This window comes from Paenibacillus alginolyticus DSM 5050 = NBRC 15375, assembly GCF_000422905.1.
Classification (GTDB): domain Bacteria; phylum Bacillota; class Bacilli; order Paenibacillales; family NBRC-103111; genus Paenibacillus_E; species Paenibacillus_E alginolyticus.
The window spans coordinates 21,772-47,846 of sequence record NZ_AUGY01000037.1 but is presented as its reverse complement, the minus strand read 5'-3'; the positions used below and the strand labels follow the sequence as shown (position 1 = coordinate 47,846).

At 44.5% G+C, this 26,075-nt stretch carries 18 protein-coding genes; 1 reads left to right on the top strand and 17 read right to left on the bottom strand.

Going from position 1 to position 26,075, the window contains the following annotated elements:
* Positions 1 to 100 precede the first annotated feature (100 nt).
* The 8 genes from G519_RS43360 to G519_RS0117235 form a co-directional block, all read right to left on the bottom strand.
* Positions 101 to 1,012, bottom strand: coding sequence for an SGNH/GDSL hydrolase family protein (locus G519_RS43360; RefSeq protein ID WP_051253458.1), 912 nt, complete (start codon positions 1,010 to 1,012; stop codon positions 101 to 103).
* Positions 1,013 to 1,072: 60 nt separating this feature from the next.
* Positions 1,073 to 1,753 carry a GntR family transcriptional regulator gene (locus G519_RS0117265; RefSeq protein ID WP_029195785.1) on the bottom strand — a complete coding sequence of 227 codons (681 nt, stop codon included), beginning with the start codon at positions 1,751 to 1,753 and terminating at the stop codon, positions 1,073 to 1,075.
* Between the two features lie 122 nt (positions 1,754 to 1,875).
* Positions 1,876 to 6,324 (bottom strand): X2-like carbohydrate binding domain-containing protein, encoded by a 4,449-nt coding sequence (locus tag G519_RS51615; RefSeq protein ID WP_244280147.1) that lies wholly within the window; start codon positions 6,322 to 6,324, stop codon positions 1,876 to 1,878.
* Between the two features lie 97 nt (positions 6,325 to 6,421).
* Complete coding sequence (locus tag G519_RS0117255) at positions 6,422 to 8,059, bottom strand: extracellular solute-binding protein (RefSeq protein ID WP_084160211.1); 1,638 nt, start codon at positions 8,057 to 8,059, stop codon at positions 6,422 to 6,424.
* A 161-nt stretch (positions 8,060 to 8,220) separates the two neighbouring features.
* A complete protein-coding gene (locus tag G519_RS0117250) occupies positions 8,221 to 9,117 on the bottom strand; it encodes a carbohydrate ABC transporter permease (protein WP_029195783.1) in 897 nt (298 codons plus the stop codon).
* 19 nt (positions 9,118 to 9,136) lie between these two features.
* A complete protein-coding gene (locus tag G519_RS0117245) occupies positions 9,137 to 10,090 on the bottom strand; it encodes an ABC transporter permease (RefSeq protein ID WP_084160210.1) in 954 nt (317 codons plus the stop codon).
* Between the two features lie 227 nt (positions 10,091 to 10,317).
* A complete protein-coding gene (locus tag G519_RS0117240) occupies positions 10,318 to 12,624 on the bottom strand; it encodes a helix-turn-helix domain-containing protein (RefSeq protein ID WP_029195781.1) in 2,307 nt (768 codons plus the stop codon).
* A gap of 272 nt (positions 12,625 to 12,896) precedes the next feature.
* The gene (locus G519_RS0117235; protein WP_029195780.1) at positions 12,897 to 15,197 is read right to left on the bottom strand and encodes a glycoside hydrolase family 95 protein; all 2,301 of its coding nucleotides are present in this window, start codon (positions 15,195 to 15,197) and stop codon (positions 12,897 to 12,899) included.
* A 775-nt stretch (positions 15,198 to 15,972) separates the two neighbouring features.
* Here G519_RS0117235 and G519_RS0117225 point away from each other — a divergent pair.
* Positions 15,973 to 16,188, top strand: coding sequence for a hypothetical protein (locus tag G519_RS0117225; protein ID WP_029195778.1), 216 nt, complete (start codon positions 15,973 to 15,975; stop codon positions 16,186 to 16,188).
* Positions 16,189 to 16,306: 118 nt separating this feature from the next.
* Here the strand turns inward: G519_RS0117225 and G519_RS43350 are convergent, their stop codons facing one another.
* The 9 genes from G519_RS43350 to aceA all read right to left on the bottom strand — a co-directional run bounded on the left by G519_RS43350 (position 16,307) and on the right by aceA (position 26,069).
* Positions 16,307 to 17,209, bottom strand: coding sequence for a polysaccharide deacetylase family protein (locus G519_RS43350; protein WP_051253456.1), 903 nt, complete (start codon positions 17,207 to 17,209; stop codon positions 16,307 to 16,309).
* A 154-nt stretch (positions 17,210 to 17,363) separates the two neighbouring features.
* Positions 17,364 to 18,692, bottom strand: a complete 1,329-nt coding sequence (locus G519_RS0117215; protein ID WP_029195777.1) for a DRTGG domain-containing protein — start codon at positions 18,690 to 18,692, stop codon at positions 17,364 to 17,366.
* Between the two features lie 123 nt (positions 18,693 to 18,815).
* On the bottom strand, positions 18,816 to 19,625 hold the full coding sequence (locus G519_RS0117210) for an RnfABCDGE type electron transport complex subunit D (protein WP_029195776.1): 810 nt from the start codon (positions 19,623 to 19,625) through the stop codon (positions 18,816 to 18,818).
* A complete protein-coding gene (locus G519_RS0117205) occupies positions 19,615 to 20,508 on the bottom strand; it encodes an FAD:protein FMN transferase (RefSeq protein ID WP_029195775.1) in 894 nt (297 codons plus the stop codon). Before G519_RS0117205 ends, G519_RS0117210 begins: the two co-directional genes overlap by 11 nt.
* 11 nt (positions 20,509 to 20,519) lie before the next feature.
* Positions 20,520 to 20,942, bottom strand: a complete 423-nt coding sequence (locus G519_RS0117200; protein WP_029195774.1) for an FMN-binding protein — start codon at positions 20,940 to 20,942, stop codon at positions 20,520 to 20,522.
* Positions 20,943 to 21,032: 90 nt separating this feature from the next.
* Positions 21,033 to 22,292, bottom strand: a complete 1,260-nt coding sequence (locus tag G519_RS0117195) for a sensor histidine kinase (RefSeq protein WP_029195773.1) — start codon at positions 22,290 to 22,292, stop codon at positions 21,033 to 21,035.
* A complete protein-coding gene (locus tag G519_RS0117190; RefSeq protein ID WP_029195772.1) occupies positions 22,282 to 22,968 on the bottom strand; it encodes a response regulator transcription factor in 687 nt (228 codons plus the stop codon). Before G519_RS0117190 ends, G519_RS0117195 begins: the two co-directional genes overlap by 11 nt.
* A 193-nt stretch (positions 22,969 to 23,161) precedes the next feature.
* Positions 23,162 to 24,742 (bottom strand): malate synthase A, encoded by a 1,581-nt coding sequence (gene aceB / locus G519_RS0117185; protein ID WP_127528178.1) that lies wholly within the window; start codon positions 24,740 to 24,742, stop codon positions 23,162 to 23,164.
* Positions 24,743 to 24,791: 49 nt separating this feature from the next.
* Positions 24,792 to 26,069 carry an isocitrate lyase gene (gene aceA, locus G519_RS0117180; protein ID WP_029195770.1) on the bottom strand — a complete coding sequence of 426 codons (1,278 nt, stop codon included), beginning with the start codon at positions 26,067 to 26,069 and terminating at the stop codon, positions 24,792 to 24,794.
* Positions 26,070 to 26,075: the final 6 nt, after the last annotated feature.

The window sequence follows — 26,075 nt, the reverse complement described above, 5'->3', positions numbered from 1 at the left end:
GTACGCTCCCCTTTTGAACTAAATAAATGATCACTGATAGTATGAGCTTTTAGTTTTCATTCATTCAACAAAATGAGAAAAATTTGGGAGAATGATCACCCTATGCTTCGGCGATCATCCGAATTTGCTTCGTGATCTCTTCGCCTTTTCTCAAGGCTGCTTCCAGTGGCAAAGCTTCCTTTTTGTTAGGATTGGTATGACCTACATGTTCTTTCCAAGATGAGCTTAATAACTGCTGACGCTGCAAAATCAATTGAAATAATTGCGATTTATCGGGCTGTTCTACGAAATCTGGCATCTGTTCCACTGCTATTTGAAATAAACACTTTAAAAGCGTTTTAGCTATCACCCAATGACCCTCGGAATTAGGATGAATACCGTCACCTGAACGGTAGCTAGGGTTCATTTCGCGTTCATGTTCTCTATGCTGAAGAAGTGGGTCGAAGATATTCACGACTGCATCAGCAGTTGAATCCAGTGTTAGCAGCCAATTTGCATAGGATCTGATGACATCATTGTAGTGTTCATACGGCTCCTTATAGCTATAGTTTTCCTGACCATCGGGCAAAAGAGCATCATGGCTCATAGATTTGGGATCAAAGGGCGGAGGCGTCATAACGATTGCTTTTGCCCCATATTGATGGATCATCCGGACAGCTGAAAGGATGCCATTTTGATAAGCTTGAAACCGTTCTGTAGAATATGGAGCATAGATGCCATCATTCATTCCATAACCCACAACAACCCAATCCGGTTTGCTTTCTTGTAAGGCCCTTGCTAATCGATCGTGAATACAGGGACGCGGAAACGGATGGTCGGCCTCGGTTAATCCAGAGGCAGTCTCACTGCTTATGCCAAGGTTGATGAATGTTGGAGAAGTGTCAGGCATATGCTGCTCAAAATAAGCAGCCAGATAAGTAATATACGTCCCTTCATCTGTAATGCTGTCCCCAAGAAAAACGATTCTTTTACCGTCAGTTATCTGCAATTCCTTACCCTCGATTCGGGTCATCTTAGGCCTCCTTTGCATCATATATCATGTATAATGTTTATCGATAGAAGAATACGATGTTTAGTTACTGCCTGCTTCCATAAAGTGAGCATTCGTCCTTTTGCGGGAATTCATAATATGCTTGGACATGGCCTCGGATGCGCCTTTGGGATCTCGCTGCTTTAATTTCTGCAAGACAGCATTATGTTCCGACCATTCCTCATTCGTGGTATTGATATCTAAATTTAATTGGATGTATGTTAAATATCTTTGAATCTGTTCAATATATCCCCTAACTAAATTCTGCAAATTGGTATTCTCGCAATAGGCAAGAATGGTACCATGTAAAGACATGTTCATTTCCTTAATTGACCCCAAACAGTTAGTCGATTTCGGCGATTGCTGTGTTTGAATGGAATTCATAGTTTCCTGCAGCAGCTCGAGTGTTTCATCGGGTATAAGAAGCGCAGCCTTTTCAACAGCAAGTGGTTCTAGCTGCAGTCTAATTTCGAATAATTCGTCCAACTCTTTGACACTCATCATGTTAACAAACATTCCTTTAAAAGGAATGACATTCAGATACCCTTCTGATTGCAATCTCGAGAGGGCTTCACGAATCGGAATGTTGCTTACTTCTAATGCGCGCGCAAGTTGATCAATGTTAATTTTTTCACCGGATTTTAATTTATGAGTTAAAATGTCCTCTTTGACAATGCGATAAATTTCTTCGGTTAAATTAACACGACTAATTTTATTACCCATATGACACCCACACTTTTTTACACTCAATATATCATGTATGATCGAGGGTTATCAAATAAAAATATCGAGCCCTCCCTGACAATTAGAAGGGCTCGATACCTTAGAAACCTATGGCGTAACGCTTAGAAATTATCCCCGTGATCATTCTGTTCATCTTCTCCCTGATCATCCTGATTCTCCGAGTTCTTACTTGTTTTAAAGGTAACTTCTGCGCCATAGCTCGTTCCAGCCGAGTTGGTTGCATACGTTCTGGCGTAATACGTTGTATTAGGTTTCAATTTCGTTATTTTTCCACTAAATACGCCTAATCCAGAGCCAACAGCCACTTTCGTAGATCCAGAACCGGTTATTGTAGGAGTAGGTGCTGTTGAATACACAATTCCTCGCACTGTAACCTGAGCTCCTCCATCAGCTGTTACATTCCCAGCAATGATTGCACTTGTTCTTTTGACCTTAGAGACCCCAGTCGTTGTTACAGCAGCCATTGTCGGTACCTTCGCAACCGTAAAGCTTAATTTATCCAGCAGCATATAGCTGCCTGATTTTTTCACGACTTTGATCGTGTGCAAGCTATTGGAAAGGCCGGAAATACTGTACACCGTTTGTTGGACTAACCGCGCAACATTATACGTGTTAACAGTTTGTTTGAATACATTATCCACGTAAACGTCAATTTCACCCTGTGAAGCATCTTTTTCCGTTATAACTTCAATTCCTGTTCCTTTAAAGGTGTAAGTGAAATAGTCATTGTTCGTTTCTGTAAAATGTACATCATTCTGATAATCGCCGCTGAAGACGAATGTCAGATTTGTAGTTCCGACCGGCTGTGATGCAAGGTAAGCCTTCTTGATCGTCAATGTATTGCCTATTAATGTGTAATCGGTACCTGGCACTAGAGTAGTTCGGCCATTATCGATTCGTTCAAGCACATACTCGCCAAGTGACAAGGTTGTACTAACATCCGCCTGTGCAGCGATCTTTTTGTCAAAACTGCCTGTATCCGGACTCAACAGATCGCCTACAAGTATCGTTAATTTATCCAACAGCATATAGGATCCCGATTTCTTCACCACTTTAAGCGTATGAGAACCGCTCGGCAAACCTGTAAGGCTATACACCGTTTGCTGTGCTAATCGACTAGCATTATAAGTACTCACGGTTTCCTTGAAGACATCATCAACGTAAATATCAATATCGCCCTGGGAAGTATCCTTCTCCGTGATTAACTCAATGCCCGTTCCCTTGAAGACATATTCAAAATAATCATTGTTATTCTCGGTGTAATGAACATCGTTCTGGTAATCTCCGAGTCCGCGATTGTTGCTATATCCCCATGAACCGGAATAATGAATGGCAGCATTCGTATCATTGATGCTAGCCGTCGCGCCGAGAGATACGGGAGCCGTTTGAACCGCCATTACCGACGCTGTCGACGGAGTTAACGGGATCGACGTAATAGAAGGTACCGCTTGAACGGATTGTGCTGACACCTGTCTATACACACTTCCCGTAACTGTGCTGCCCGCAGCTGATGGAGTCACGCTCAATTTATCCAACAGCATATAAGACCCTGATTTCTTCACTGCTTTGATGGTATGAGGACCGCCAGCCAGTGCCGAAGTACTAAATACGCTTTGTTGGACTAACCGGCCACTATTAAATGTACCCACCGTTTGCTGGAACACGTTATCAATATAAATATCGATATCGCCCTGCGAATTATCTTTCTCTGTAATCAATTCGATGCCCGTTCCCGTGAAAGCATACTCAAAGTAATCGTTGTTGGCCTCGGAGTAATGAACATCATCGTTATAATCTCCAAGTCCCCGATTGCTGCTATAGCCCCAAGAGCCTGTATAAACAATGTCCGGATCGGTATCGTTAACAGAAACCGGCACAATGGTCAATGAGCTATCGCTTACTGAAATGGAAAGCGTCTGGGTTGCTCCCCCATTGAAGGAGAAAGTCAGGTCCGTATAGCCAATGGGTTGAGCCGCAAGGTATTCCTTCTTGAACGTTACAACGTTACCCGATAATGTGTAGTCGGTACCCGCAACCAATGTGGCTCCTCCGTTAGCTATGCTGCTGAAAGTATAGCTGCTTGGCATCAGAGTAATCGTTACGTCTGCCTGTGCCGTCGCCTTTTTATCAAAGCTTCCCGCAGCAGGATTAATCAGATCAGCAATGAGAACTCGCAATTTATCAAGGAGCATGTAAGAACCTGATTTTTTCACAACCTTGAGCGTATGAGGACCGCTGGATAGCCCTGAAATTCCGTAGACAGGTTGTTGGACTAAACGGCTCGAATAATACGTGCTAATCGTTTGTTTAAACACACCATCCACGAATACATCTACATCGCCTTGTGATGAATCCATTTCTGTAATGAATTCAATGCCCGTTCCGTTAAATGTATATTCAAAGTATTCGTTATTCCTCTCGGTGAATTGCACATCATTCAAATAATCGCCAAGCCCTCGATTCGTACTTCGCTGCCAAGCGGTAGAATACGTAATCGCAGCGTCATCGTTATTGATAGCAATGGATCCGCCTTGAGCGGTGTTGCTTACGACAATGGCAAGCGTTTGCGGATTTCCGGCACTGAAGGAAATAAGCAAGTTCGTTGTCCCCAGAGGTTGTAGAGCTAGGTATTCCTTCTTGATCGTTAACGTATTGCCTGATACGGTATAGTCGGTGCCTAACACAAGCGGTGTTCCGCCATTCGTTATTGCGCTGAACTGATTACCGTCTAGTAGCATTGTCGTCGTAACATCCGCTTGCAGCGATATCTTCTTGTCAAAATTTCGAGTCGATGGAAGGATCGTGCTGTTCTTAGGCGAGGTGTCGCTTACTGCAATGACCAGAATCGGTCTAGCTCCGGCACTGAAAGTGAAAGTAAGCTGCGTAGTACCGACCGGTTGAGCAGCAAGATAACCTTTCTTGATCGTGACCGAGTTGCCTGAAACCGTATAGTCGGTGCCTAACACCAAGTCTACTCCATCATTCGAAATACCACTTAGTGTGTTTCCATTCAATGTCATCGTTGTTGTAACATCGGTCTGAGCGGCTACATTCTTATCAAAGTTCCCGGTAGACGGGCTGATCGTACTATTTTGTGCCAAGGAGTCGATTACGGTGATGGCAAGATTCTGAGTAGCACCCAGTCCCCTGTTGCTGTTACGCTGCCAATCGCCCGTGTAGGAAATTCCCGTATCATCATCATTGATGGAGGAAACGCCTCCTTGCGATGTAACCTTTAACAAACGAGAAGCATGAGGAGCCAAATCCCCTGAACTGAAACCGGAGTTATATACGCCTAGTTCGCTATGACTCCACAAATCACGTACAGAGGCAGCGCCGCTTAAACCGATGTCGCTCCAATTGACGTTGACCGCCGCATTCGAGCTTCCCAGGTTAAACAGTCCAACGGTATAGGTTCCATCACCGTTGTTCGCATACCAGACCTGCTGATCTGATGCGAGAGATACGGGATGTGCCGGCTTACCGGCCTGATTGACGGCGATAGCCTCATCGTTCGTTAACAACTTAATGCCGAATTCATCCAGATTAGTTAAGTCATTGCCTGTATATAGCTGAGCCGATGAGATGGCCCAGAAAGTCATCGCTGTCTGCCGCTCATCCGGTGTAATGCCATCCATGGAACCATTACCGATATTCAAGGAATCGAAATTGTTCCATCCGCCCGGACCTGCGTGGCGCCACCACTCTCCAGCTCGCGGAAATAGTCTTGCGATATTCGCCCAACTGGTTAATCCTGCTTTTCCGCAATAACATTCGATATCCCAGTCGACACGCCATCCATTCGCATACTTTTTCCAAGTGTCAACGTAGTTAATATCCAGTGCCCAAGATAGCTCGAACCAAATGTGGTGCGGAGCGAGAGCCTGAGACCAGGCTTTGACATCACCGCGAGCATCAATAGACGTGTCGTTATGTCCGGAGCCCGGTGTCACGCTATCGAATTTCACAAAATCAACTCCCCATGAGGCAATCTCATCGGCAATGGAGTTGATGTAGCTCTGCGCACATGGCTTAGAAAAGTCAATTTTATAACCTATATTCCAATAATCCGACGTAGTTAATGGTAGTACCACAATGTCCTGTGCATGGCAGGAGGTACCAAAGATTGGCAAGTTGGCGTCATACGCTTGCGGCGACATCCCCGGTATAAAATAGAGACCAAATTTTTGCCCATTGTTATGTACATGATTAATGACCTCACTAAGACCATTCGGATATAAAGTGGTGCTTGGTTGTGGGCGTCCATATTCATCCATGCTCCCATTCCAAGCTGCATCTACGTTGATATAATTATAGCCATGGGGCTGCAGAATCGCATGCATAGCGTCAGATTGCGCCATAATCTGTGCGGCAGTAATCCAATTTCCACTGTTATACACTTGCATACTGTAGCTGCTCCAGCCCATGTATGGTTTCTGTGCTAATCCATTATCGGCTGCCTGTACGGGTTGTCCTTTCGGAATAAAGAAAGCAAACAAAGTGATAAAGAAAATAAAAACCAGCAGCCATAATCTAGTTTTCTTAATCATATTTCCCACATCATACATCCCCTTCAGCATTAAAATTCGTAAAAAAAAGCCAGGTGCTTTATTTCTAGAACAACACCTGGCTACTCTTCATCGATGGTTATTTTTTTATTGCTGCTGTATCGTAAGCCTTTTGCAGAATTTCAAGGTATCTGCCCACTTTCAAGTTTTCGAGACCTTTCACATAAGCATCCCAATCCTTCGTCAAATCCTTATTCCCGGTAATAAATTGAAGCGAACTTTGATCAATATAGTTCTTAATGTTTGTTTGTAGAATGCTTGCTTCGTCTGTGAGTGCTGGATCAATCCAAATCGCCCACATCGGGAATAGTTCCTTCGGTTCATGACCTTGATACAAGAGCGTAGCATCGTACAGTCTGCGTTCGTAGTTGGCGGAGTCGTAAACATCCGTCCCTTGTACGAAGCTATCTCTGTACTCCTTCGGCTGGTAGAAGTGTCCCATACCGCTCCATCCGGCATTACGCGGAGGCTGCCCATCTACAGTTGGAATCGTTGCAATTTGAGGAGTAACTCCTTTGCCTAGAGCCACTTCGCCATCTTTCGGTTTTCTCCAATCAATGCCTTCCATACCCGATGCTGCATTCGTTTGTCCTTCTGTCGTATACATATAATCAACCATTTTAATCAACGTGATTTGTGCTTCTTTGCTGGCCTTATTCGTAAGAACGAATTTCGCACCCGGAATTAAGCCGCCTCCATCATGCGTTGCGAATGAACCATGCGGTCCTGTGAGCGGAGGTACGGGATTATAATCAGCTGAATTTTTGTTTCCTTTATCAATGTTAACGAAGATGGCTGGATGCATGCCCGCGCCTGCACCTAGAATTTGTCCGCCAGCGTTCTCGCCAATTTTCTTAAAGGCTTCGGCATTTTGCGTAAAAGCACCTGGATCGATCAAGCCCTCGTCGTACAAGGATTTAATATAAGCAAGTCCTTCTTTCCATTCCGGCTTATTAGCCGCAGTATCCACTTTACCGTTCACTAAGTTCAGGTAATTACGGTCGTCATTATAGATGAAGCCGTTCATCAGGAACGGAATGACACGCACGCCGAAATCCTCAATCGATCCGCTAAGCGGAACTTCGTCAGCTTTACCGTTGCCGTTTGGATCGTTCTTCTTGAAAGCTTGAAGCACTTTCTTGAAATCTTCGGTCGTTTTCGGCATTTCGAGGTTTAATTTTTTCAACCAGCTTGTATTGATCCACATTTTGTTCGGGTAGGAACAGTGGAAGCATTGCGTATAGGAGCCAAGTCCGTATATTTTTCCATCTGGCGCAGTGATGAAGCTTTTGAGCGTTGGATCCTTCTCCATCGCCTTTTTAATATTAGGCGCATACTGGTCGATCAAATCATTCAATGGAAGCAGTACGCCTTGCTTACCGAACTTGAGAAGATCAGCTTGAGAGAATTGGTCGATATAGGCCGTTAAGATATACGCCTCTGGATAATCGCCGCTCGCTAAGGAGATTTGACGCTTTTCCTTCGCCCCATCATAAGGGATGATCTCGAACTTAAACTTTGCGTTAAATTTGCTTTCCAAATGCTTCGTGAACAGGTTCGTTTTCAAATCCATGTCATTAGCCTGTTGAGCAAAGACGCTTATTTCTACTGGTTTAGCCGCTTGTGCTGCACTTGGCGATGCTGTCCCTGTTGAAGGACTCGACGATGCCGTATTCTCCACTTTACTCGAACATGCGGCAAGAACCATACTGAACATCAAGATGAAAACCAAGCTACTAACCGATCTTCTTTTCAATTGAATCCGCTCCCTTTTTTGAATTGACTAGTTTGCTTATCTATCGTTTAATCCTTAGACGCTATGTTTTTAGTCAATCACCCCTTTCAATTCTTCAATAAGACACGGTATCCCTCTTTCAATTACCCTTTTACAGAACCTACCAACATCCCTTGAACAAAGTAGCGCTGCACAAACGGGTAGATGATGAGGACTGGAAGCGTTGCCACGACAATCAATGAATATTTCAAAAGCTCTGCCAACTGCTGTCTTTCTACCTGTTTCAAAGCATCTGTGGCATTTGAGCTATTGTTTAGAATGATAATGCTGCGCAAAATGAGCTGAAGCGGAAATAGATTGGCGGTTTTGAGATAAATAAGGGCATCGAAGTAAGAGTTCCATTGACCCACAGCGTACATTAAAAACAGAACAGCTATGATCGGTTTCGATAACGGAACCACGACGCTCCACATGAATCTGAGATCGCTGCATCCATCGATTTCGCTGGAATCAATTAATTCATCCGGAATCGAGGATTGGAAAAACGTTCTCGCAATGATCACCTGCCATACCCATATCGCGTTTGGAATCAATAAGGCCCATCTGGTATCGATTAGCCCCATCTGCTTCACGACCAAGTAAGTAGGAATCAATCCGCCGCTAAATAACAACGTGAATGTAATGAGCATCATTAGCATATTTCTTCCGAACAACGTTTTACGTGATAACGGATAAGCAATCATGATCGTAAGCGCTACACTGATGATCGTTCCGGCAGCCGTATAAAAAAGAGAATTGGCGTAGCCTGTAACAATTTTCGGATTTTCGATGAGAGTTGCATAACCCTTGAGGGAAAAATCTACCGGCCATAGCCACACACGGCCAGAAGTTACCGCCGACGGACTGCTGAACGAACTGCTAAAAATATAAATAAGCGGATATAAGACGACAACTAATAGGAGGCTCAGTATCACGTAGATGCTAATCAAAAATAGTTTATCGCCAACCGAATCTTTAATCGTCGTTTTCATCGTATTCATCGTTTGGTTCCTCCATTATTTACCAGATACTCGTATTCGATAAGCGCTTTGCCACCATATTCACACCAACTAGCAGAATTAAATTGATAACGGAATTAAACAATCCCACGGCCGTTGCAAAGCTGTAGTTCGCGTTCAATAAACCTATTTGATACACGTAAGTGGCAATCACTTCGGAACTTATCTTGTTCAGCGGGTTTTGCAGCAGATAGATCTTTTCGAAACCGAGCGACATGACACTTCCTACATTCAATATGAAAACGATCGTGATCGTTGGCATGATGCCAGGCAAGTCGATATGACGGATTTTCTGAAACCGTGAAGCGCCATCAACTTTGGCTGCCTCATAGAGTGAAGGATCGACTCCCGCTAATGCAGCCAAGAAGATAACTGCCGAATAGCCTGCTGTCTGCCAAATATCCGACCACACATAGATCGAGCGGAACATGCCGGGTTCACCGAGAAAATTGATAGTTCCCAGTCCGAAATGATTCATCGCGACGTTCACGAAGCCTAACCGTGGTGCTAGAAAAAGCATGATAATCGATACCATTACGACGGTGGATATAAAATAAGGCGCAAACGAAACCAATTGAACAAACCGCTTAAATTTGCCGTTGCGTATTTCATTAAGAGCTAAGGCTAACAAAATAGGAATTGGAAAACCGACGATTAACAAGTATCCGCTAATGAGAAGCGTATTTTTAATTAACGTCCAAAAGATCGGATTCTCAAAAAACAACTTAAAATGTTTGAATCCCACCCAAGGACTTCCCCATATCCCTTTAGTAACGTTGTAATCCTTAAAAGCAAGGACGGCATTCAACATCGGATAGTATTTAAAAATAAGGAAAAACAAGGCTGGCGGAATGACGATAAGATACAATTGCCAGTGTTTTCTAAAACTCTTTGCCGCTGCTGTGAGGAGGCCTCCACGCTCTTTTGGTGCCACTCTGCTGCGTTCGATTACCATTCCTTTTTCCAAAATGCTCCCCCCTAAAATTCCTCGTGCCGATATGACAGCGCTTTCTATATGGCTGATTATAGGGGTCTTTTGTGGCCCTCGTATAGGTACAATTGCGTCGTTTTGCGAACAAATAACCCGTATTTAGCGGACATTTTTCCTATCCGAACGGCCATTTTTCCCGTTACAGCCATATATGACAGAAAAAATCCTAACCGCCTAAGCGATTAGGATTTTCATTCTTCTGGGGATTGTCTGAACGAGCTTGGGGATACGCCCATAACTCGCTTGAACGCCCTTCGGAAGGAATGTGAACTGTTATAACCAACATACGAAGCGATTTCATCCACGTTATATTGATTTCTTTTTAAAAGAGTCGCTGCGTGGTCCATTCTAACTTTTTCCAAATGATCGGATAAATTCGTCCCCGTTACCTCTTTAAATAATTGAGAGATGTATTTTTCTGGACGCTCTACAATTTCAGCTATCCGGTATAGGTTTAGATCGGGATCTGAATACTTTTCAGCGATATATTCATTAATTTGCTTCACGGTTTTAATGTGTGCATCGTTCTTTTTACTCGTGATTAGACCGCACATTGCTGAGATAATCTCATTAATTTCCCGCGAAATGAGCTCAATTGCTTCAGTGGCCTGGATGCTAATGATCCGATTTTTGATTTTCTCGAACATAGGAGATTCCATTAGCGCCTTCTGATCGAGTAATTTAAGCAGCGTTCCTTTCACTTCTCCGATGAACTGATGCTTCATCTCCACAGATAGCTCTCGATTTTCGGTATTTTGCTCGATCATCGACTTAACGATCCGCTCGGCTTCCTCTACATCGCCGGCTCTAATCGTACTTATTAATCGCAGCTCCACATCGATTGGATAATAATACGTGTTACTCTCTATTCGTGTATCACTGTACCAAACGATTCCTTTTCTATTCATATATACAGCGTATTCTAAGGCCTGTCTGGCTTGCTCATAGGAACGGCTGATCTCCATGACGGAGGAAAAGGGATCGCTAAGTGCTGCTGTAATGGTAATTCGATAATCGGTAAAGGCCAGATTGGCGAGATTAGCCACGAGCTGTTCGATATCTTCCTTGCTAACTTCTTCACCTTCATCTTTTTCTCCTGACGTAAATAGGGTTACTATACGATCTGAACCCAAATCCGTCATATGAACATGCAGGTGGCTGCCTGAATCTATTAAAATCTGTTTCAGGATGAGTCTGGCCGCATTCAGTTCGTTGAGAATTTCAACGCTTTCCATGCCGGAATATCCATTGATTTGCAGAATACCCGTGAAACCGGCATTCATATTTAGCCCTGTGTCCGCCTGAGCGGCTGCAGAAATCAATTCTTCCCGCGATTGAAATTCCCCCGTAATTAACCTTTTATAAAAGGCATCGCGAATTAATGGCAGCTGCCGATTTAGCTCAGATTCAAGCCGTTTGTTGTTGATAATGATACTCGATATATTGCCCTGCAAGAAATCATATTCATTGCGCTCCGTCGTTGCATCCTTGCCAAACTGCTCCTTCATCACACTAAGCAGCCTATTGATCGGGGCCGTATTGCGATAAGACAGCATAAATCCGACAAAAAGTCCGATCAGCAGCGCAACACCGGTCACCGACCAAGTGATGTACTTGATTTTATTCGCATTCTCCATTAAGACATGCCTTGGAATGCCTGTGCTGTATACCCAACCCGTTGACTTGGATTGAATCCGTATCACAAGATCATCGTCATAGAATTGACTGACTTTCCCTTTATCGAAGCGGCTATCCGCGGATAAGTGATCCATTTCCTGTTGACTAATCCCCTGCAAACTAATGGTATGCCCTTCCGCGTCACTAATATGCGTCCAACCGCCGTTAGGATCTCTTAACCCAGACAAAACACTATTGATGGTTTGTTCATCAATAATGGTGACAACCGTGGCCGGTGAAGAATCACTAAAGCTGTCTAATGGGAGCGATTGCATAAAGGTGATGACTGAGGTTTGTACGCCGTTATTAACAAACGGACTCAGCGGCATGATTTCGCTTCTATGCGTTTTCTCTAATACTGTTTTTTTCCATTCATCTAAGGAAAGATTGCTGTAATGAGAAGTCTGATAGTAATGCTCAGGGCGAAAATAAGCGTTGCCTGGCGTCACAACGACGTTAAAATTCCTCAAATAAATATAGAATTGCTTCAAAAAATCATTTGTTTGGCTGTAGGCCTTAATATCTCTCGTTATTTTCCATACGCCATACACATTTGCTTTATCATCAACCAATTTTTCGTTCAAAAGGACACTGAGATCTTGGTTTAAAGCCAATTGTCTCGTAAAACTTTCAACTTCGGCCATTCTGCGTTCCAGAATCTCTTGGCTCTTTTGAAGCTGTGTCACATTATTCTCAATCGAAATCGATTGCGTGACGGTGATCGAAGTACGGTATGACATATAGCCCGCGATGCTGGGGATGATCAAAATAACGATATAAGAGATCAGAAACCTTCGAAATAATCTGGAATACTTGGGCACTGGCAGTTCTCCCTTCCATCATGGAGGTTTCGGAATACGTTCTTTAACAAGTTAGCACGATTCTTCAACAAAAAAACCCCTAGACGGGTCTTTTCTAATTTTCGTGAATGACTTACATGTTCAGAATTCAAACCTTCTACCCCCTAATTGCAGTCCATACAAAACTGTACCTTATCTATTTGATAGCGCTTACTACATGACTGATTATATAGATACAGGGCATGATCGCATAGGTACAATTGGGTCGTAGACCATACAAATTTCCTTAAATCCTACTGAGTCACGTTCAATTGCTTATCAATTCTATAGATTGTATTTGGCGTTAGAACGAGCGAAACGCTTTGTTCACGGTAGCGTAGAAATGTTTGACCCGCTGAGAATGCTTGAATCGTGGCCTCCATCAACTCACCGTTCTCCCAGACGATATCTACTTCTATATTTCCTTTGGCCCGAAGTCCTGAAACTTTACCTTTATGCCATTTCTTTGGCAGTGCGGGAAGCAAATTGATTTCTCCAGCATGACTTTGCAGCAGCATTTCCGCTATCGCCCCTGCCCCTCCGAAATTTCCATCTACGACAAATATGTGTTTCTCCGCTCCTGCAATCCCCGGTTTGGAAAACGTTAATAAGTTATCGAAACATAATTGACCGATTAAATGGGTTAAATGCTTATAAGCTTGTTCACCGTCTTCTAATCTGGCGAAGCTTGCTGCAAAAGAGGCAACTGTGAACTCAACGTCTTCCAACGCCTCACGAGACATGCGATTTTCTAGTGTAGTTCTCGCAGCGGCGCTCAGTTCTGGTGTTCCTCTTAGGGTGATTTGGTTTCCTGGATGTAAGCTGATTAGATGAGATAGGTGACGATGATCCGGCTGTGCTTCTTTATAATCCTCCAGCCATTCCTGTAATTGCCCACGTTTGCCAATACGAAGAGGCGGCAGCTTATCAATGGCTTGCTTTAGCTTTGCTTGCAAATCGTAATCCACTTGAAGCGTATCAGCAGCCTCCAAGCAAAAAGCGAATAAGTCACGAACCAACACTTGATCGAGTGTTGAACCCATCGACAATTGATAAACGTTGTCTTCGATATAGAAGCTATTTTCAGGTGAGTTAGAAGGTCCGGTTACAAGCCACCCATATTGGGGATGCAGCGTCATGTAGTCAAGGAAAAAGGTGGCTGCTTCTTTCATCACAGGATAAGCTTGCTGCACTAAGAATTCCCGATCTAAGCTAAATTCATAGTGTTCTCGCAGTTGGCTTGCAATCCATAAGCCGCCTGTAAGATTCAGTCCCCATGACGTTTCCCAGCCTGGAGCCGTAAACCCCCATGCATTCGAAAATACGTGAGCCACCCAGCCTTCGCATCCATAAAAATCATGCGCTGCAGTACGGCCTGCCAACGATAGCTGCTCAATATAATTCATTAAAGGGATGTGACATTCTGCCAAATTGCTGACTTCCGTTGGAAAATAATTCATTTGTGTGTTGATGTCGAGATGATAATCGCAGCTCCACTGCATACGGTTGGCTTCGCCATCATTCCAAATGCCCTGTAAATTAAGAGGCAAAGGAGAATCTGCACGTGAACCGGAAATCGTCAAATAGCGGCTATATTGATAAAATAAGGCGAATAATTGCGGATCATTATCGTGTCCGTTCTGGAAAAGACGGATTCTTTCGTCTGTAGGTAGGCGGGATGCATCTGAATGACCCAGGTCAAGATTCACTCGGCCATATAAGCGATGATAATCGGATATGTGCTTTTCTTTTAGCTTTGCATAGCCAAGCGCAATGGCTTGTGCTAGTTGGCGCTTAGATTCATTAAGCCATGAGTCATCATTTTTACCATAATCGGTATTAGCGGTAAAGTAGATGCAGGCTTCATCTGCGTTTCTTACGACGATTTGATTATCCTCTACAACAACGGTTCCGCCCTGTGCCACTACTTTGACCATGCCTTGACAGAAAACTCCACACTTACCGTCGCTATGCATGGTTTCCGTCGCTTGCCCTTCAAAAGTAATCGTTGCGTCCTCGGCAAACGATTTCATAAAATGGTCAGTCAGACCTTCTATTCCTAACGCGAATGTAATGCTTCCTTCGTTTTCACTCCAAAAGCGCGAAGCCATAATATGGTCCGCGTGTGAAGCAAATATTTCCCGGGTAAAGTTATTCCCATTTACGCTGTAAGAAGTATGAAAAATAGCGTTTTCGAGGTTTAGAACACGCTGAAGATCCTCACCTTGATGTTCCACATTCAGGAGTAAATTACACATCTGCAAATTCGTACCGAAATTTTGCTTTTTAGGCTGCAGTGCACGCTGAGCCAGCTCTTCCCCGCGCTTGTAATCCCCTGCGAAGAAATGCTCACGCATTTGATCTAGATCAGCTCTGCCCTTAGATTGGCTTTCGATCCTTTCCGTTTTTCCAGACCAGTAGGTCACTTCTGTCATACTCCAGGTTTCCTTCTCGATCCCGCCATAGATGACGGAACCTAGTCTCCCGTTGCCTATTGGCAGTCCTTGCGACCAGCTCAGCGCAGCGTTTGTATACCATAGCTTCCAATTATTCATGCAGGATTATCCCCCTAATTTTCATCATATACTATATATCGTGTATGATTTAAATTTTATCATTCGCGATTAATCGTGTAAAGACACGATTGTTCTTCATGAAGAAAGACCTGAGGCTTTGCCTCAGGTCCTTTGTGTGCTAATCCAAATGTTTGAGCTTGGGGAGGGAAATGGATATAGGGCTCCAACCGCCAATATCCGCTTTCTCCATGATCATCTTCTTTTCTCTGCAGACCGATTTTGGAAGCTGTCGCAGAGCTAACGAACCGTGAACACGCTATTGTCCTCATCATGCGCATACTCGAATGGCTAACGAATCGCAGCCTCGTTACGTTGGCGAAAAAGCGTGATTTGGGGCTGTCTTTCCTGCAACAGCATTTTCTCAATTCGTTAGACTATAATAAGCCCGCTTTTGAGCTACATAACGGTTTCTGAGTTCGTTAGCGTTTGTCCACAATGAATCGACAGCCAACTTTGCACAATTGCAGAAGTTTTTGAATGGCAACCTTAGAAAGGGGATACCCTTAAGCTCTACCTCAAAATTTATACTTTCTGGCGTGTTGAAAAACTCAGCTCCCGCGCCTTCGCTTGAGCTACTTCCACTCGAATGGCAACATGATGAAAACCGCTTCCGCCTAGTTTGTTTGTTCATTTTCCCCATATGATTCTCCCACCTTTTCATTATTTAGTTATACGATACGGATAACGAATGATTTAGTCAAATTGTGGCAATATTAACTTTGCCTACAAAAACAATAGATCGGAGATGTATGCCATGTCTGACCAACAATCCGAGCAACAACGTGCAGAAACAGAAGCCCATAATGCGGTAGCTGATGCCCTTAGCGAACTGAATCAAGCACAATCGATTAGTACTCATCGAAGAAGGGCTGTTCAACAAGCACACGAGCAGCTTGACCAAGCACATGCACAATTAGCAGAAGCACGGACAGAACAATCTGGCAGTGCGGATGAAGATAACCTCACGTAAATAAGGAGTATCCTCATCCATAAGTTACATGATAGGGCTGTCCCAAAAATGATAAATACATGAGCGGGGCAGCTTCTTCATGTATGCTTGGAACCACCTACCAAAGTAGAGATACCCGTCACTTTTTACGATCATAGCTTTGCAGCTTTTTCAGAAAGTTATCCGCGGATAAATAAGGCATGCCAACATTCAACCGATTTATTTCTCTGCTGTCCCCCGAATTAATCCCTTCCTTCGTCGTGATAAAATAACGGAATCCTAGTTCCTTCGCATCATCCATAACGGTCTGATTGTACTCTCCAAAAGGGAAGCACAGCATGGAAAGCTTATTGTCCAGCTGCGTTTTCAACATGGCTTCGCCCAACCAAAGATCCTCACGGACTCTTTTTCTCCATTCCTCTTCTGTCTCCAACCGCTTTTCCTGTTCAAGGTATAGGCGATTCGTCATAGCAGGTACGGCATTTACGGCGTCTCCCTTCTTTTTTTGATGAAGGTTAAACGTGTGCGAATAGAAACTGAATCCATCGCTTTTCATCTCCTGCGTTTGCTTCCATGTAAGAAAGGGTAGCGAGGGATAATCAGAATCCAGGTAACTTAAGACAACAAAGTTAGTTGCCGGGAAACCTTGCTTTTTCAATAAAGGATATGCCTTCTCATAAAAAGATCGATAGCCATCATCGAATGTAATCACGACAGCATTCGGGGGGATAGATTTTCGATGCTCAACAAAACAGCTATAATCTTCAATCGGAATCACATTATAATGGTTTTCTTTTAAAACCTGGAGGTGCTGATTAAATTTAGCCGGGGTAATCGTCACAAATGACTCGTTTTCATTCAGATGGTGATAGGTAAGAAAAATAGCTTGATTCATATAATGAATAACCTTCGTATCCACTGCCGGTTTAATGATTGCGCTTTCATTTGTGCTGGAGCAAACTTGATTGAGCTGATCATCCTGATTCCCCACAATTCCCCAAGGCGCTAAAGCTAGCATTAAGTAAAAGATCCATGCATTCATTGGCTGTGACTCCTCCCCCATTTTATTCCGTAAACCAAGATAATCAGCTCGCACTTCGTTATTTGATAAATAATACATATCAATTTCTATGCAAACTTATGCTTCCACAAAACAAAAATAGCCACCTCAATAGATGGCTATTCTTCATAAACTATTATAGGATACGTGCCGTAAACATGGATCTAGCTACTCTAGTGCCATTCGTCCTGATTTCCATATCAATCTTACAAAATCTGCGGCTCATCTCTACGATCGAAGGTACAATTTCGATGACATCATCGATTTGCAGCGGGATTAGAAAATAGCTGGAAGAACTATCCAGAATGAGATCGCCTTTCTTGTGTTCCTGAACCGTACGGTAAGCGGCTCGAATCATAATCGTTGTCAGTACACCCTCAGAGACTAAACCTTCAAAGTTCGTCATTTGCGGCGTAACCGTTCCTTGGAAATACAGCTTGCCTTCCTCATCCCGCAGCTCGTCGATCCCCGAATAGATCTGCACCTCGAACGTTTCTGCGTTCTGTGGCTGCCTTTGCATGTGCTGCATCGCTTTCATAACATCCTTACGGCTAATGACACCGATCATCTTGCGATCGGTATCTATCACGGGCAGCAGTTCAATACCTTCCCACACCATCGTATGTCCGGCTGATGCTACCGACGTTTTCAAGTTAATCATCAACGGATTAGGAGTCATCAAGGTGCCAATGAGCTGATTCGGCTTCGCGCCCATGATGTCCTTTGTCGTGATCATGCCAATCGGCACCTGTTGGTCATCGATGACAGGATAACGTGTATGCGTCGTTTCCTCAACCAGCTTTTGCATCTCTTTGACCGTATTAGAAGCGAGCAGTGAATAAATAGGACTGTCTTTGCGCACGATGTCATCGACGATCATAATCTTTTTCTTAATAAGCCGATCTTCCATGGCACGGTTAATCATTGTGGCTACCGTGAATGTATCGAATGAACTGCCGATAATAGGCAGCTGCAGTTCATCTGCAAGCTCCTTCACTTCAGGCGTGGTATCAAAACCACCGGTAATCAATACGCCAGCGCCCTGACTTAGTGCACACATGTGTGCTTGTACACGATTGCCGACAATGAGCAGATTGCCAGCTTCAATATACTTTAGCATGGCCTCCAGCTGCATCGCGCCAATCACGAATTTGTTCAAAGACTTATGTATGCCCGAAGAACCACCCAGCACAACGCCTTCCACCACATTGACGATTTCCGCGAACGTTAATTTATCAATAACGGGTTCTTCTTTCTTTTCCATGCGGATTGTACCGATCCGCCGTTTGGTGCTCACTAGACCGATATTTTCCGCTTCTTTGATGGCACGATAAGCCGTTCCCTCACTCACATCTAGATCTTGAGCAATTTGCCGAACGGACAGCTTGGTGCCTACAGCCAAAGATTCAATATATTTCGTAATTTGTTCATGCTTCGTATGAAGCTCCGAATGGCCCGTGCTCATGGTTCACACCTCGCTGAACTGTTCTATAACATTGAAATAATTATAGTATATTCAAATAAAAAAAGACAGAAGCCCTTAGTAGGGCCCTGCATTTTAAGATGAAATAATGCTCCACCATTACGACTAACGAGACTGAGAAACAGGCTTAATAATAGCGGCGTTCCTAAACTTCGGTACAAGGATGTGATATAGGTTCCCGACAAGCAAACCAATAAATAAGTACATCAAACCGCCAAAAATGCCATATATAACTGCACCAACGACCGCGCTAAGGATGCCAAAAATGACTTGATCCTTAACCTTAGCTGGTGAAGTAGGAGGATCTGTAAGCATAAAAAGGGCAAAGAAAAGGGAAGCATTAATAAAAGGTGATCGAAGTGCATCAGTGGCATCTCCGACATTTAAAATCCCCATAATCAATAATAAGATGAAATAAGTCCCTAGAAATGAAAAAACTTGAGGAAATTTATTCACTCGGTTCGTTACCATGTATCCGCCAATTAATAGAAACACGACTGACCATGTGGGAAGATCCCCGAATGCGCCCCACCAGCTTTGTCCGGATCGAAAGAAAAGGATCGACAGAAGCAGTCCGAAGGCTGCTGGATTAAAGATCGGTTTTTTCTTATAAACAAGCAAATGTTTAGACAAAATAGCTATGATGGAAGTGCCAGCAACCATATACCATGGGGAAGTTGTGCCTAGGATTAACGCAATAATTAACCCTGTTATCACTGCACCATCCGGCAACATTCGCTTCCTTTTGGCAATTCGGGAACAAATCATATCCGCGGCAGAGGAAACACCGACGGCTATAAGTCCATTATAAATGCCGCTAATATCTTGAGACCAGATGGAGGCTATGAGTAGAAAGAAAACCATGGAAACTGCGACATATCCTTTTGGTGTTTTCATCCATTGGTTAGCTGTCAATTGATATCCCTCCAATTTGATATATTTGTAAATCGGAAGCAATCAAAATTCCCTTGAGGTCAGCTTGTTCTAGTAACGTTCCCCCGTGCTCCAAACCCAATAAGAAGGTGGCCGTCGAGAAAGCGTCCGCCATCATCGCGTAAGGGGCGACAACACTGCAGCTGATCCATTCGTCCGATGATTGTTTCGATATAGGGTTGATGATATGATGCATGCCGGCTTTTAATGCACTCTTGCGCTCGTAACTTCCAGAGGTACAGACCGCCTCATTCGATATTTCTAGCGTTTGTATCATTTCTTCTTTGTTTTCGGGATGCTGAATGCCAATCCTCCACTTGCTGCCGTTTTCATCTACGCCTCCAGCATAGAGGTCACCGCCGGCATTGACGACGAATCCTTCAAATTCGTTCAACTCGTGCGCGGCCAAGTCGATAGCGAATCCCTTAGCCACAGCACCTAAATCAATCACCAGCGGCTTCCGCAAATACAGCGTACGATCCTGTTCATTTAAGATGATATCCCGGTAGGTAGCGGCATCCGATGAAGAGCTTTGGACGGTCTCCTCTGTTAAATAGTGCTGATTGAATCCCATATCTTCCATTGCTTTTCCCACCGTGGGATCGAATATGCCATCCGTCCATTTCGCCACTTCCAAAGCAAACTTCAATGGCTCAAATAAAAACGGACTAATCTGTACTGGCGTCTTGATTTGTCGGCATGCCTCCATCAATTCACTGTCCTGACTGAAACGGCTGCAGGCATGTTCGACTTTCCGAAAGGCTTCGAAAGCCCGATCAATGGCTGCTTCTGTCTGATCATTTGATTTCCGTGTGACAACCTGTATATCTACAACGGTGTCCATAAATAATTTCATTTTTTTCATGATTTTGCCCATTATGCGTTTCGCGCTTGTGAAAGCGCATCTTGTACGGCATCTTTAAAGGCTTGTGTACTATACGTTGCGCCCGATACATTACGTACTTGCGCGCTTTGTTTTTGTAACACTTCTTGGGGCAGCCCTACAACATCATCAATTGTATAATGCATGGCAAAATGACTGATTTCAACATCTGTAATTTTATCGCTTTTAATCGTGACTGCCACTTGAATCGATCCACGTCGATTACTTCCTGACCCCGTATAAGTACCCTCTTTATAAAGTCTATTTGTTTGAGTGCTTTTAGTCTGTGTAACTTGGACTTGTTGTTGTGGCTGCTGTATCGTTGCCTGAGTCTCCGTTGCGAAATATCCAGCGGCATAAATAGCTCCAATGGCTGTTGAACATAGAGCGACCCACTTTTTGTTTATTTTTGCCATGTGAATCCCTCCCTTATAATGCTTCGTCGATAGTTTCATTATAAGGAGCAAACATTTAAATTTCCTTAAAACTCATGTATGAATTGCTGTCTAATTTTTCTTTGGAAAACTGATCTGAAATTCGGTCCCTATGGCAATCCGGGATGTGACGCGAATACTGCCCTTATGGGCGTGCACGATCCATTCAGCGATAGAAAGTCCGAGACCTGTACCGCCTTCGGTACGTGAACGGGACTTATCCCCTCTATAAAACCGCTCGAATATATGAGGAAGATCAGCTTCTGCAATTCCGCAACCGCTGTCTTTCACAATAACCCGTATGGCATTCGGTAAGCTGTGACAAGTAAATTCAATAGATCCGTGAGGCGGGGTAAACTTTAGCGCATTATCCAATAAAATGATAAACAATTGCCGAAGGCGGCTTTCATCCCCTAATATCACGGAAGGCTGGAAATGCGAATGAATGCGAATGGATTTGGTTTCCGCCAGCAGCTCAAATTGTTCGGCGAGGTCTTGAAGAATCGGGTCCAGCGGTATCGTCGCGGCATTAATTTGCAGTTGATTGGAATCCGTTCGTGCCAGTGTCAGCAGATCGTCGATCAACTTCCCCATTCGTTTACTTTCCTTCAAAATGAGGGCAATGTTCTGACTCTCCTGCTCGATCGTATGCTGGGGATGCCGAAACAAAAGCTCAGCACGAGTCTGGATAACCGCTGTTGGTGTGCGCAGTTCATGCGAGGCGTCCGCAACGAACTGTTGTTGTTTGTCCCACGACTTCCGAATCGGCACAAGCGAACGGCCTGCTAAGTAGAAGCCGGCCATTATTGAGAAAAGTACACCTATTACGCTAGCCATGGAAATATCCGTACGAAGAGTCTGAAGCACTTTATTCTCAGCTTCTAGGCTTCTAACGACGACTACATAAGAAGAATGGGGTAATGACGGTGAATCAAATGTCTTGTTCATTGGGTTACGGAACCCCAACACCCGATATTCTCGTCCGCCTATAGACACATTTTGCAAATTCCCACTGTCGCCAACACGTTTGAACCGCGCAGCGTCATCCAGAGAGAACAATTGCTTCGGATATTGATTGATTAATTTCCCTTGATCGTCCCAGAAAAAATAGGAGGTCCTTCGGTCGGGGTCAGGCTCCGGATGATCGGCTTGCAGCATTTGATCGATTGAGCTTGCCTGCATAGCTCTAGTAATATTCACTATCGCCTCATCAACTTGATGAAATAAGCGGTAGGATAAATGAGAATACAAGATGAATCCGGATACAAGCAAAATCAACACAAGCACGGCAGAATTTAATATCACCAATTGAGCGCGAGTTTTATTGAACATTGGAATCTCCTTTAAATAAATACCCTACTCCGCGAATTGTCTTTAAATAGAGGTCCCCTCCATACGGCGCAAGCTTTTTGCGCAGAAGGTGAACATATACATCAACCGCAGTTGAAGCAGATTCCGAATCAAATCCCCATATCCGTTCAAAGATCTGATCCCTAGATAGAATTTGTTCCTTGTTGCACAGGAAAAATTCTAATAACTCATATTCCTTTGGACTTAATTTCAAAGGTTGTTCGTCAACATAAGCATCTCTTAAGCTGGATACCAGTTGAATGGGGCCGCAAGATATTTTCCCATCTAGGTCAACGCTCCCGCGCCTTCTTAATACGGATCTTACTCTAGCGAGCAGTACAGTAACGGCAAATGGTTTCGTCACATAATCGTCTGCCCCGGCATCCAGTCCCTTCACGCAGTCCTCGACGCTGTCTTTGGCAGTCAACATAATGATCGGTGTTGAAACTTGATGGGCTCGCAAACGCTTAACAATCTCTAGACCGTTCATGCCAGGAAGCATCACGTCAAGAAGAATAAGGTCGTAGCTTCCTTGCTCCGCTAAGAAGTACCCTTCATCTCCCGTCGATGTCCCCGTCGTGTCGAACGACTCATTTTCGAATATTTCCTTAATCGCCTCAAGCAGCGGAAGGTCGTCTTCCACAATTAGTATTTTCAACTTTATCCACCTCTGGCGCAGTTAATACTTTCATCATAACAGAACCATAGTAATTTTTAAAAACAGGCGACAGAGGCTTCCTCTAAGGACAATGACCCGCATAGGCAATATGTTATTGGAAAACAAGAAGGACACAGTAAAAGACGCACCGGTTAGGACGGCACGCCTTTATGTTAATTAACAACGTATTCAATTACAAATATCGATACCCTTGTTCGGTTAAGAAAGCTTCAAATTCAGGTGAAACCGTCATCTGGGTAAAAAGCGCATTCGCTTGGTCAAACTTCATTTGCTGGTAGGCCTCTTCCCCAAGCTTTTCTTTGATCTTAGCCAATTCTTCAACTTGAATCTGACTAAATAGTTCGGCCGTTATTTTACGCCCGTCATTCAAAATGCCTAGTGGATGATGGATCCACTGCCAAAGCTGCGCACGAGATATTTCGGCTGTAGCCACGTCTTCCATCAAGTTGTTGATCGGAACAGCCCCGAAACCACGTAGCCAGGCTTCCAAATACTGAATGCCGACGCTGACATTCGTCCGAATCCCATTCTCTGTTATCGGCCCCAACGGCACCTCTAGCAATTGCTCAGCGGTTATTTCGACGCCAGATAGCTGCTTGTCAATTTGATTTGCTGAAGGCATATGCTCATCGAAAATCGCTTTTGCCACAGGAACTAATCCGGGATGAGCCACCCATGTGCCATCGTGACCATTTCTCACCTCGCGCAGTTTATCAGCTCTTACTTTCGCCATGGCTTCTTCGTTTGCCACAGGATCATGCCTCACCGGAATTTGGGCAGCCATGCCTCCGATGCAAGGTGCACTCCGCTTATGACAAGTCTGGATGGCAAGCAGCGAATAAGCTTTCATGAACGGCGATTCCATCGTTACGAGGGCACGGTCGGGTACGATGATGTGCGGCTGCTTCTGCAGCTTTTTAATATAACTGAAAATATAATCCCACCGTCCGCAGTTCAAGCCTGCGCTGTGCTCGCGAAGTTCATACAAAATTTCGTCCATTTCAAAGGCAGCGACGATCGTCTCAATGAGCACCGTAGCTTTAATCGTACCTTGCGGAATGCCAAGCTCCTGCTGAGCAAATAGGAACACCTCATTCCAAAGACGCGCCTCGATATGGCTCTCAAGCTTAGGCAAGTAAAAATAAGGCCCGCTTCCTTGCTGAATCTGTGTCTTTGCATGATGGAAAAAGAATAGGCCAAAATCAAATAACGAACCTGAAACAGAGTGCCCATCAACCTGCATATGTTTCTCTTCCAAGTGCCAACCGCGAGGACGAACTTTGAGCACTGCCGTCTGAGCTTGAAGGTTGTAGCTCTTCCCTTCCGGACTAGTGAATGAGATTGTTCGACGAACAGCATCGTACAAATTCACTTGACCATCGATCGTATTGTTCCAAGTGGGCGAGTTAGCGTCCTCGAAGTCTGCCATATAGATGTAAGCACCCGAATTGAATGCGTTAATGACCATCTTCCGGTCGCCAGCTGGACCTGTTATCTCGACGCGCCGGTCTTGTAAATCCGCAGGGATTGGCGCTATGGTCCAATCACTGCTGCGTATCCTTGCTGTGACTGGTAAAAAGTCCGGCAGCTCGCCTGCATCGATACGACTCTGCCTCTGGTTGCGCTGCTGCAGCAGCTCAAGGCGTGCTGCTCCAAATTTACGCTCAAGCTGCGCCACGAAGGCTAATGCTTCCGGTGTGAGAATCTTCTGCCCCTCTGCGGAAGTCGGCTCGATTTCAATTCCCCTGAGCATGGTTTGATCGATCAATACCCTCATCTCCTTAGACCTAATGGGATTGCTATTAATGGGCAAATTGCTCCTCTTCCGTTGAACCGGAAAGCGCCGTTGTGGAAGAAGTGCCGCTCGTTATCACTTGGGAAACTTCGTCGAAATAGCCTGTTCCTACTTCACGCTGATGGCGTGTCGCTTCATAGCCGCGAGCTTCACTAGCGAATTCCGTTTGTTGGAACTGAGAGTAGGCAGCCATACCACGATCTCTATAATCGTGAGCGAGTTCAAACATGCTATGATTCAGCGCATGGAAGCCTGCCAACGTCACGAACTGGAACTTATACCCCATCTTGCCTAGCTCTTGTTGAAATTTTGCAATCGTAGGCTCATCTAATTTCTTCTTCCAATTAAATGAAGGAGAGCAGTTATACGCGAGCAGCTTCCCTGGGAATTTCTCGTGAATTGCTTCAGCAAAGCGTCTTGCCTCCTCCAGGTTGGGCTCCGATGTTTCACACCAAACCATATCCGCATAAGGCGCATAAGCCAGACCGCGTGAGATCGCTTGATCCAAGCCTGCATGTACATAAAAGAATCCTTCGGGTGAACGTTCCCCAGTCAGAAACGGTCGATCATTCTCATCAATATCGCTCGTCAGAAGACTTGCTGCATTCGCATCTGTCCGGGCGATTAGAACAGTCTCTACGCCCATCACATCAGCTGCCAGCCTTGCTGAGATAAGATTTTTTACAGCTTGCTGAGTTGGCAGGAGCACTTTGCCGCCCAAATGGCCGCATTTCTTCTCAGAGGAGAGCTGATCCTCGAAATGGACTGCAGCGGCTCCCGCCTCAATCATGCCCTTCATCAGCTCGAACACGTTAAGCGGTCCACCGAAGCCAGCTTCTGCGTCTGCCACAATAGGGAGAAAGAAGTCTATATTCCCCTTGCCTTCCGCATGCTGAATCTGATCGGCGCGCTGCAGCGCTTGATTAATTCTTTTCACAACGCTAGGTACGCTGTTAGCTGGATAAAGACTTTGATCGGGATACATATGACCGGATAAGTTCGCATCGGCGGCAACTTGCCAACCGCTCAAATAAATCGCTTTAAGTCCTGCTTTTGCTTGCTGCACGGCTTGATTTCCCGTTAGAGCGCCAAGTGCAGGCACAAAGTCCTCTTCGTTAACCCGCTCCCAGAATTTGCGAGCTCCTTGCTCCGCTAGTGTCTGTTTAATCATGACGGAGCCGCGAAGGCGAAGCACATCCTCAACCGAATATGGCCGAAATACCCCTTCGAATCGCTTGGAATTCCAGCTTGCTTGCAATTGTTCGCTTTGACTTTGTTTGCTCATGATCCT

What these genes read in the sequence shown, in the direction of transcription:
- G519_RS0117235 (WP_029195780.1), bottom strand. Translation starts at nt 15,197, where the DNA reads ATGAATAATTGGAAGCTATGGTATACAAACGCTGCGCTGAGCTGGTCG.
- G519_RS0117265 (WP_029195785.1), bottom strand. Translation starts at nt 1,753, where the DNA reads ATGGGTAATAAAATTAGTCGTGTTAATTTAACCGAAGAAATTTATCGC.
- G519_RS43350 (WP_051253456.1), bottom strand. Translation starts at nt 17,209, where the DNA reads ATGAATGCATGGATCTTTTACTTAATGCTAGCTTTAGCGCCTTGGGGA.
- G519_RS0117245 (WP_084160210.1), bottom strand. Translation starts at nt 10,090, where the DNA reads ATGGTAATCGAACGCAGCAGAGTGGCACCAAAAGAGCGTGGAGGCCTC.
- G519_RS0117200 (WP_029195774.1), bottom strand. Translation starts at nt 20,942, where the DNA reads ATGGCAAAAATAAACAAAAAGTGGGTCGCTCTATGTTCAACAGCCATT.
- G519_RS0117255 (WP_084160211.1), bottom strand. Translation starts at nt 8,059, where the DNA reads ATGTTCAGTATGGTTCTTGCCGCATGTTCGAGTAAAGTGGAGAATACG.
- G519_RS51615 (WP_244280147.1), bottom strand. Translation starts at nt 6,324, where the DNA reads ATGATTAAGAAAACTAGATTATGGCTGCTGGTTTTTATTTTCTTTATC.
- G519_RS0117195 (WP_029195773.1), bottom strand. Translation starts at nt 22,292, where the DNA reads ATGTTCAATAAAACTCGCGCTCAATTGGTGATATTAAATTCTGCCGTG.
- G519_RS0117225 (WP_029195778.1), top strand. Translation starts at nt 15,973, where the DNA reads ATGTCTGACCAACAATCCGAGCAACAACGTGCAGAAACAGAAGCCCAT.
- G519_RS0117215 (WP_029195777.1), bottom strand. Translation starts at nt 18,692, where the DNA reads ATGAGCACGGGCCATTCGGAGCTTCATACGAAGCATGAACAAATTACG.
- G519_RS0117205 (WP_029195775.1), bottom strand. Translation starts at nt 20,508, where the DNA reads ATGAAAAAAATGAAATTATTTATGGACACCGTTGTAGATATACAGGTT.
- G519_RS0117250 (WP_029195783.1), bottom strand. Translation starts at nt 9,117, where the DNA reads ATGAATACGATGAAAACGACGATTAAAGATTCGGTTGGCGATAAACTA.
- aceB (WP_127528178.1), bottom strand. Translation starts at nt 24,742, where the DNA reads ATGCTCAGGGGAATTGAAATCGAGCCGACTTCCGCAGAGGGGCAGAAG.
- aceA (WP_029195770.1), bottom strand. Translation starts at nt 26,069, where the DNA reads ATGAGCAAACAAAGTCAAAGCGAACAATTGCAAGCAAGCTGGAATTCC.
- G519_RS43360 (WP_051253458.1), bottom strand. Translation starts at nt 1,012, where the DNA reads ATGACCCGAATCGAGGGTAAGGAATTGCAGATAACTGACGGTAAAAGA.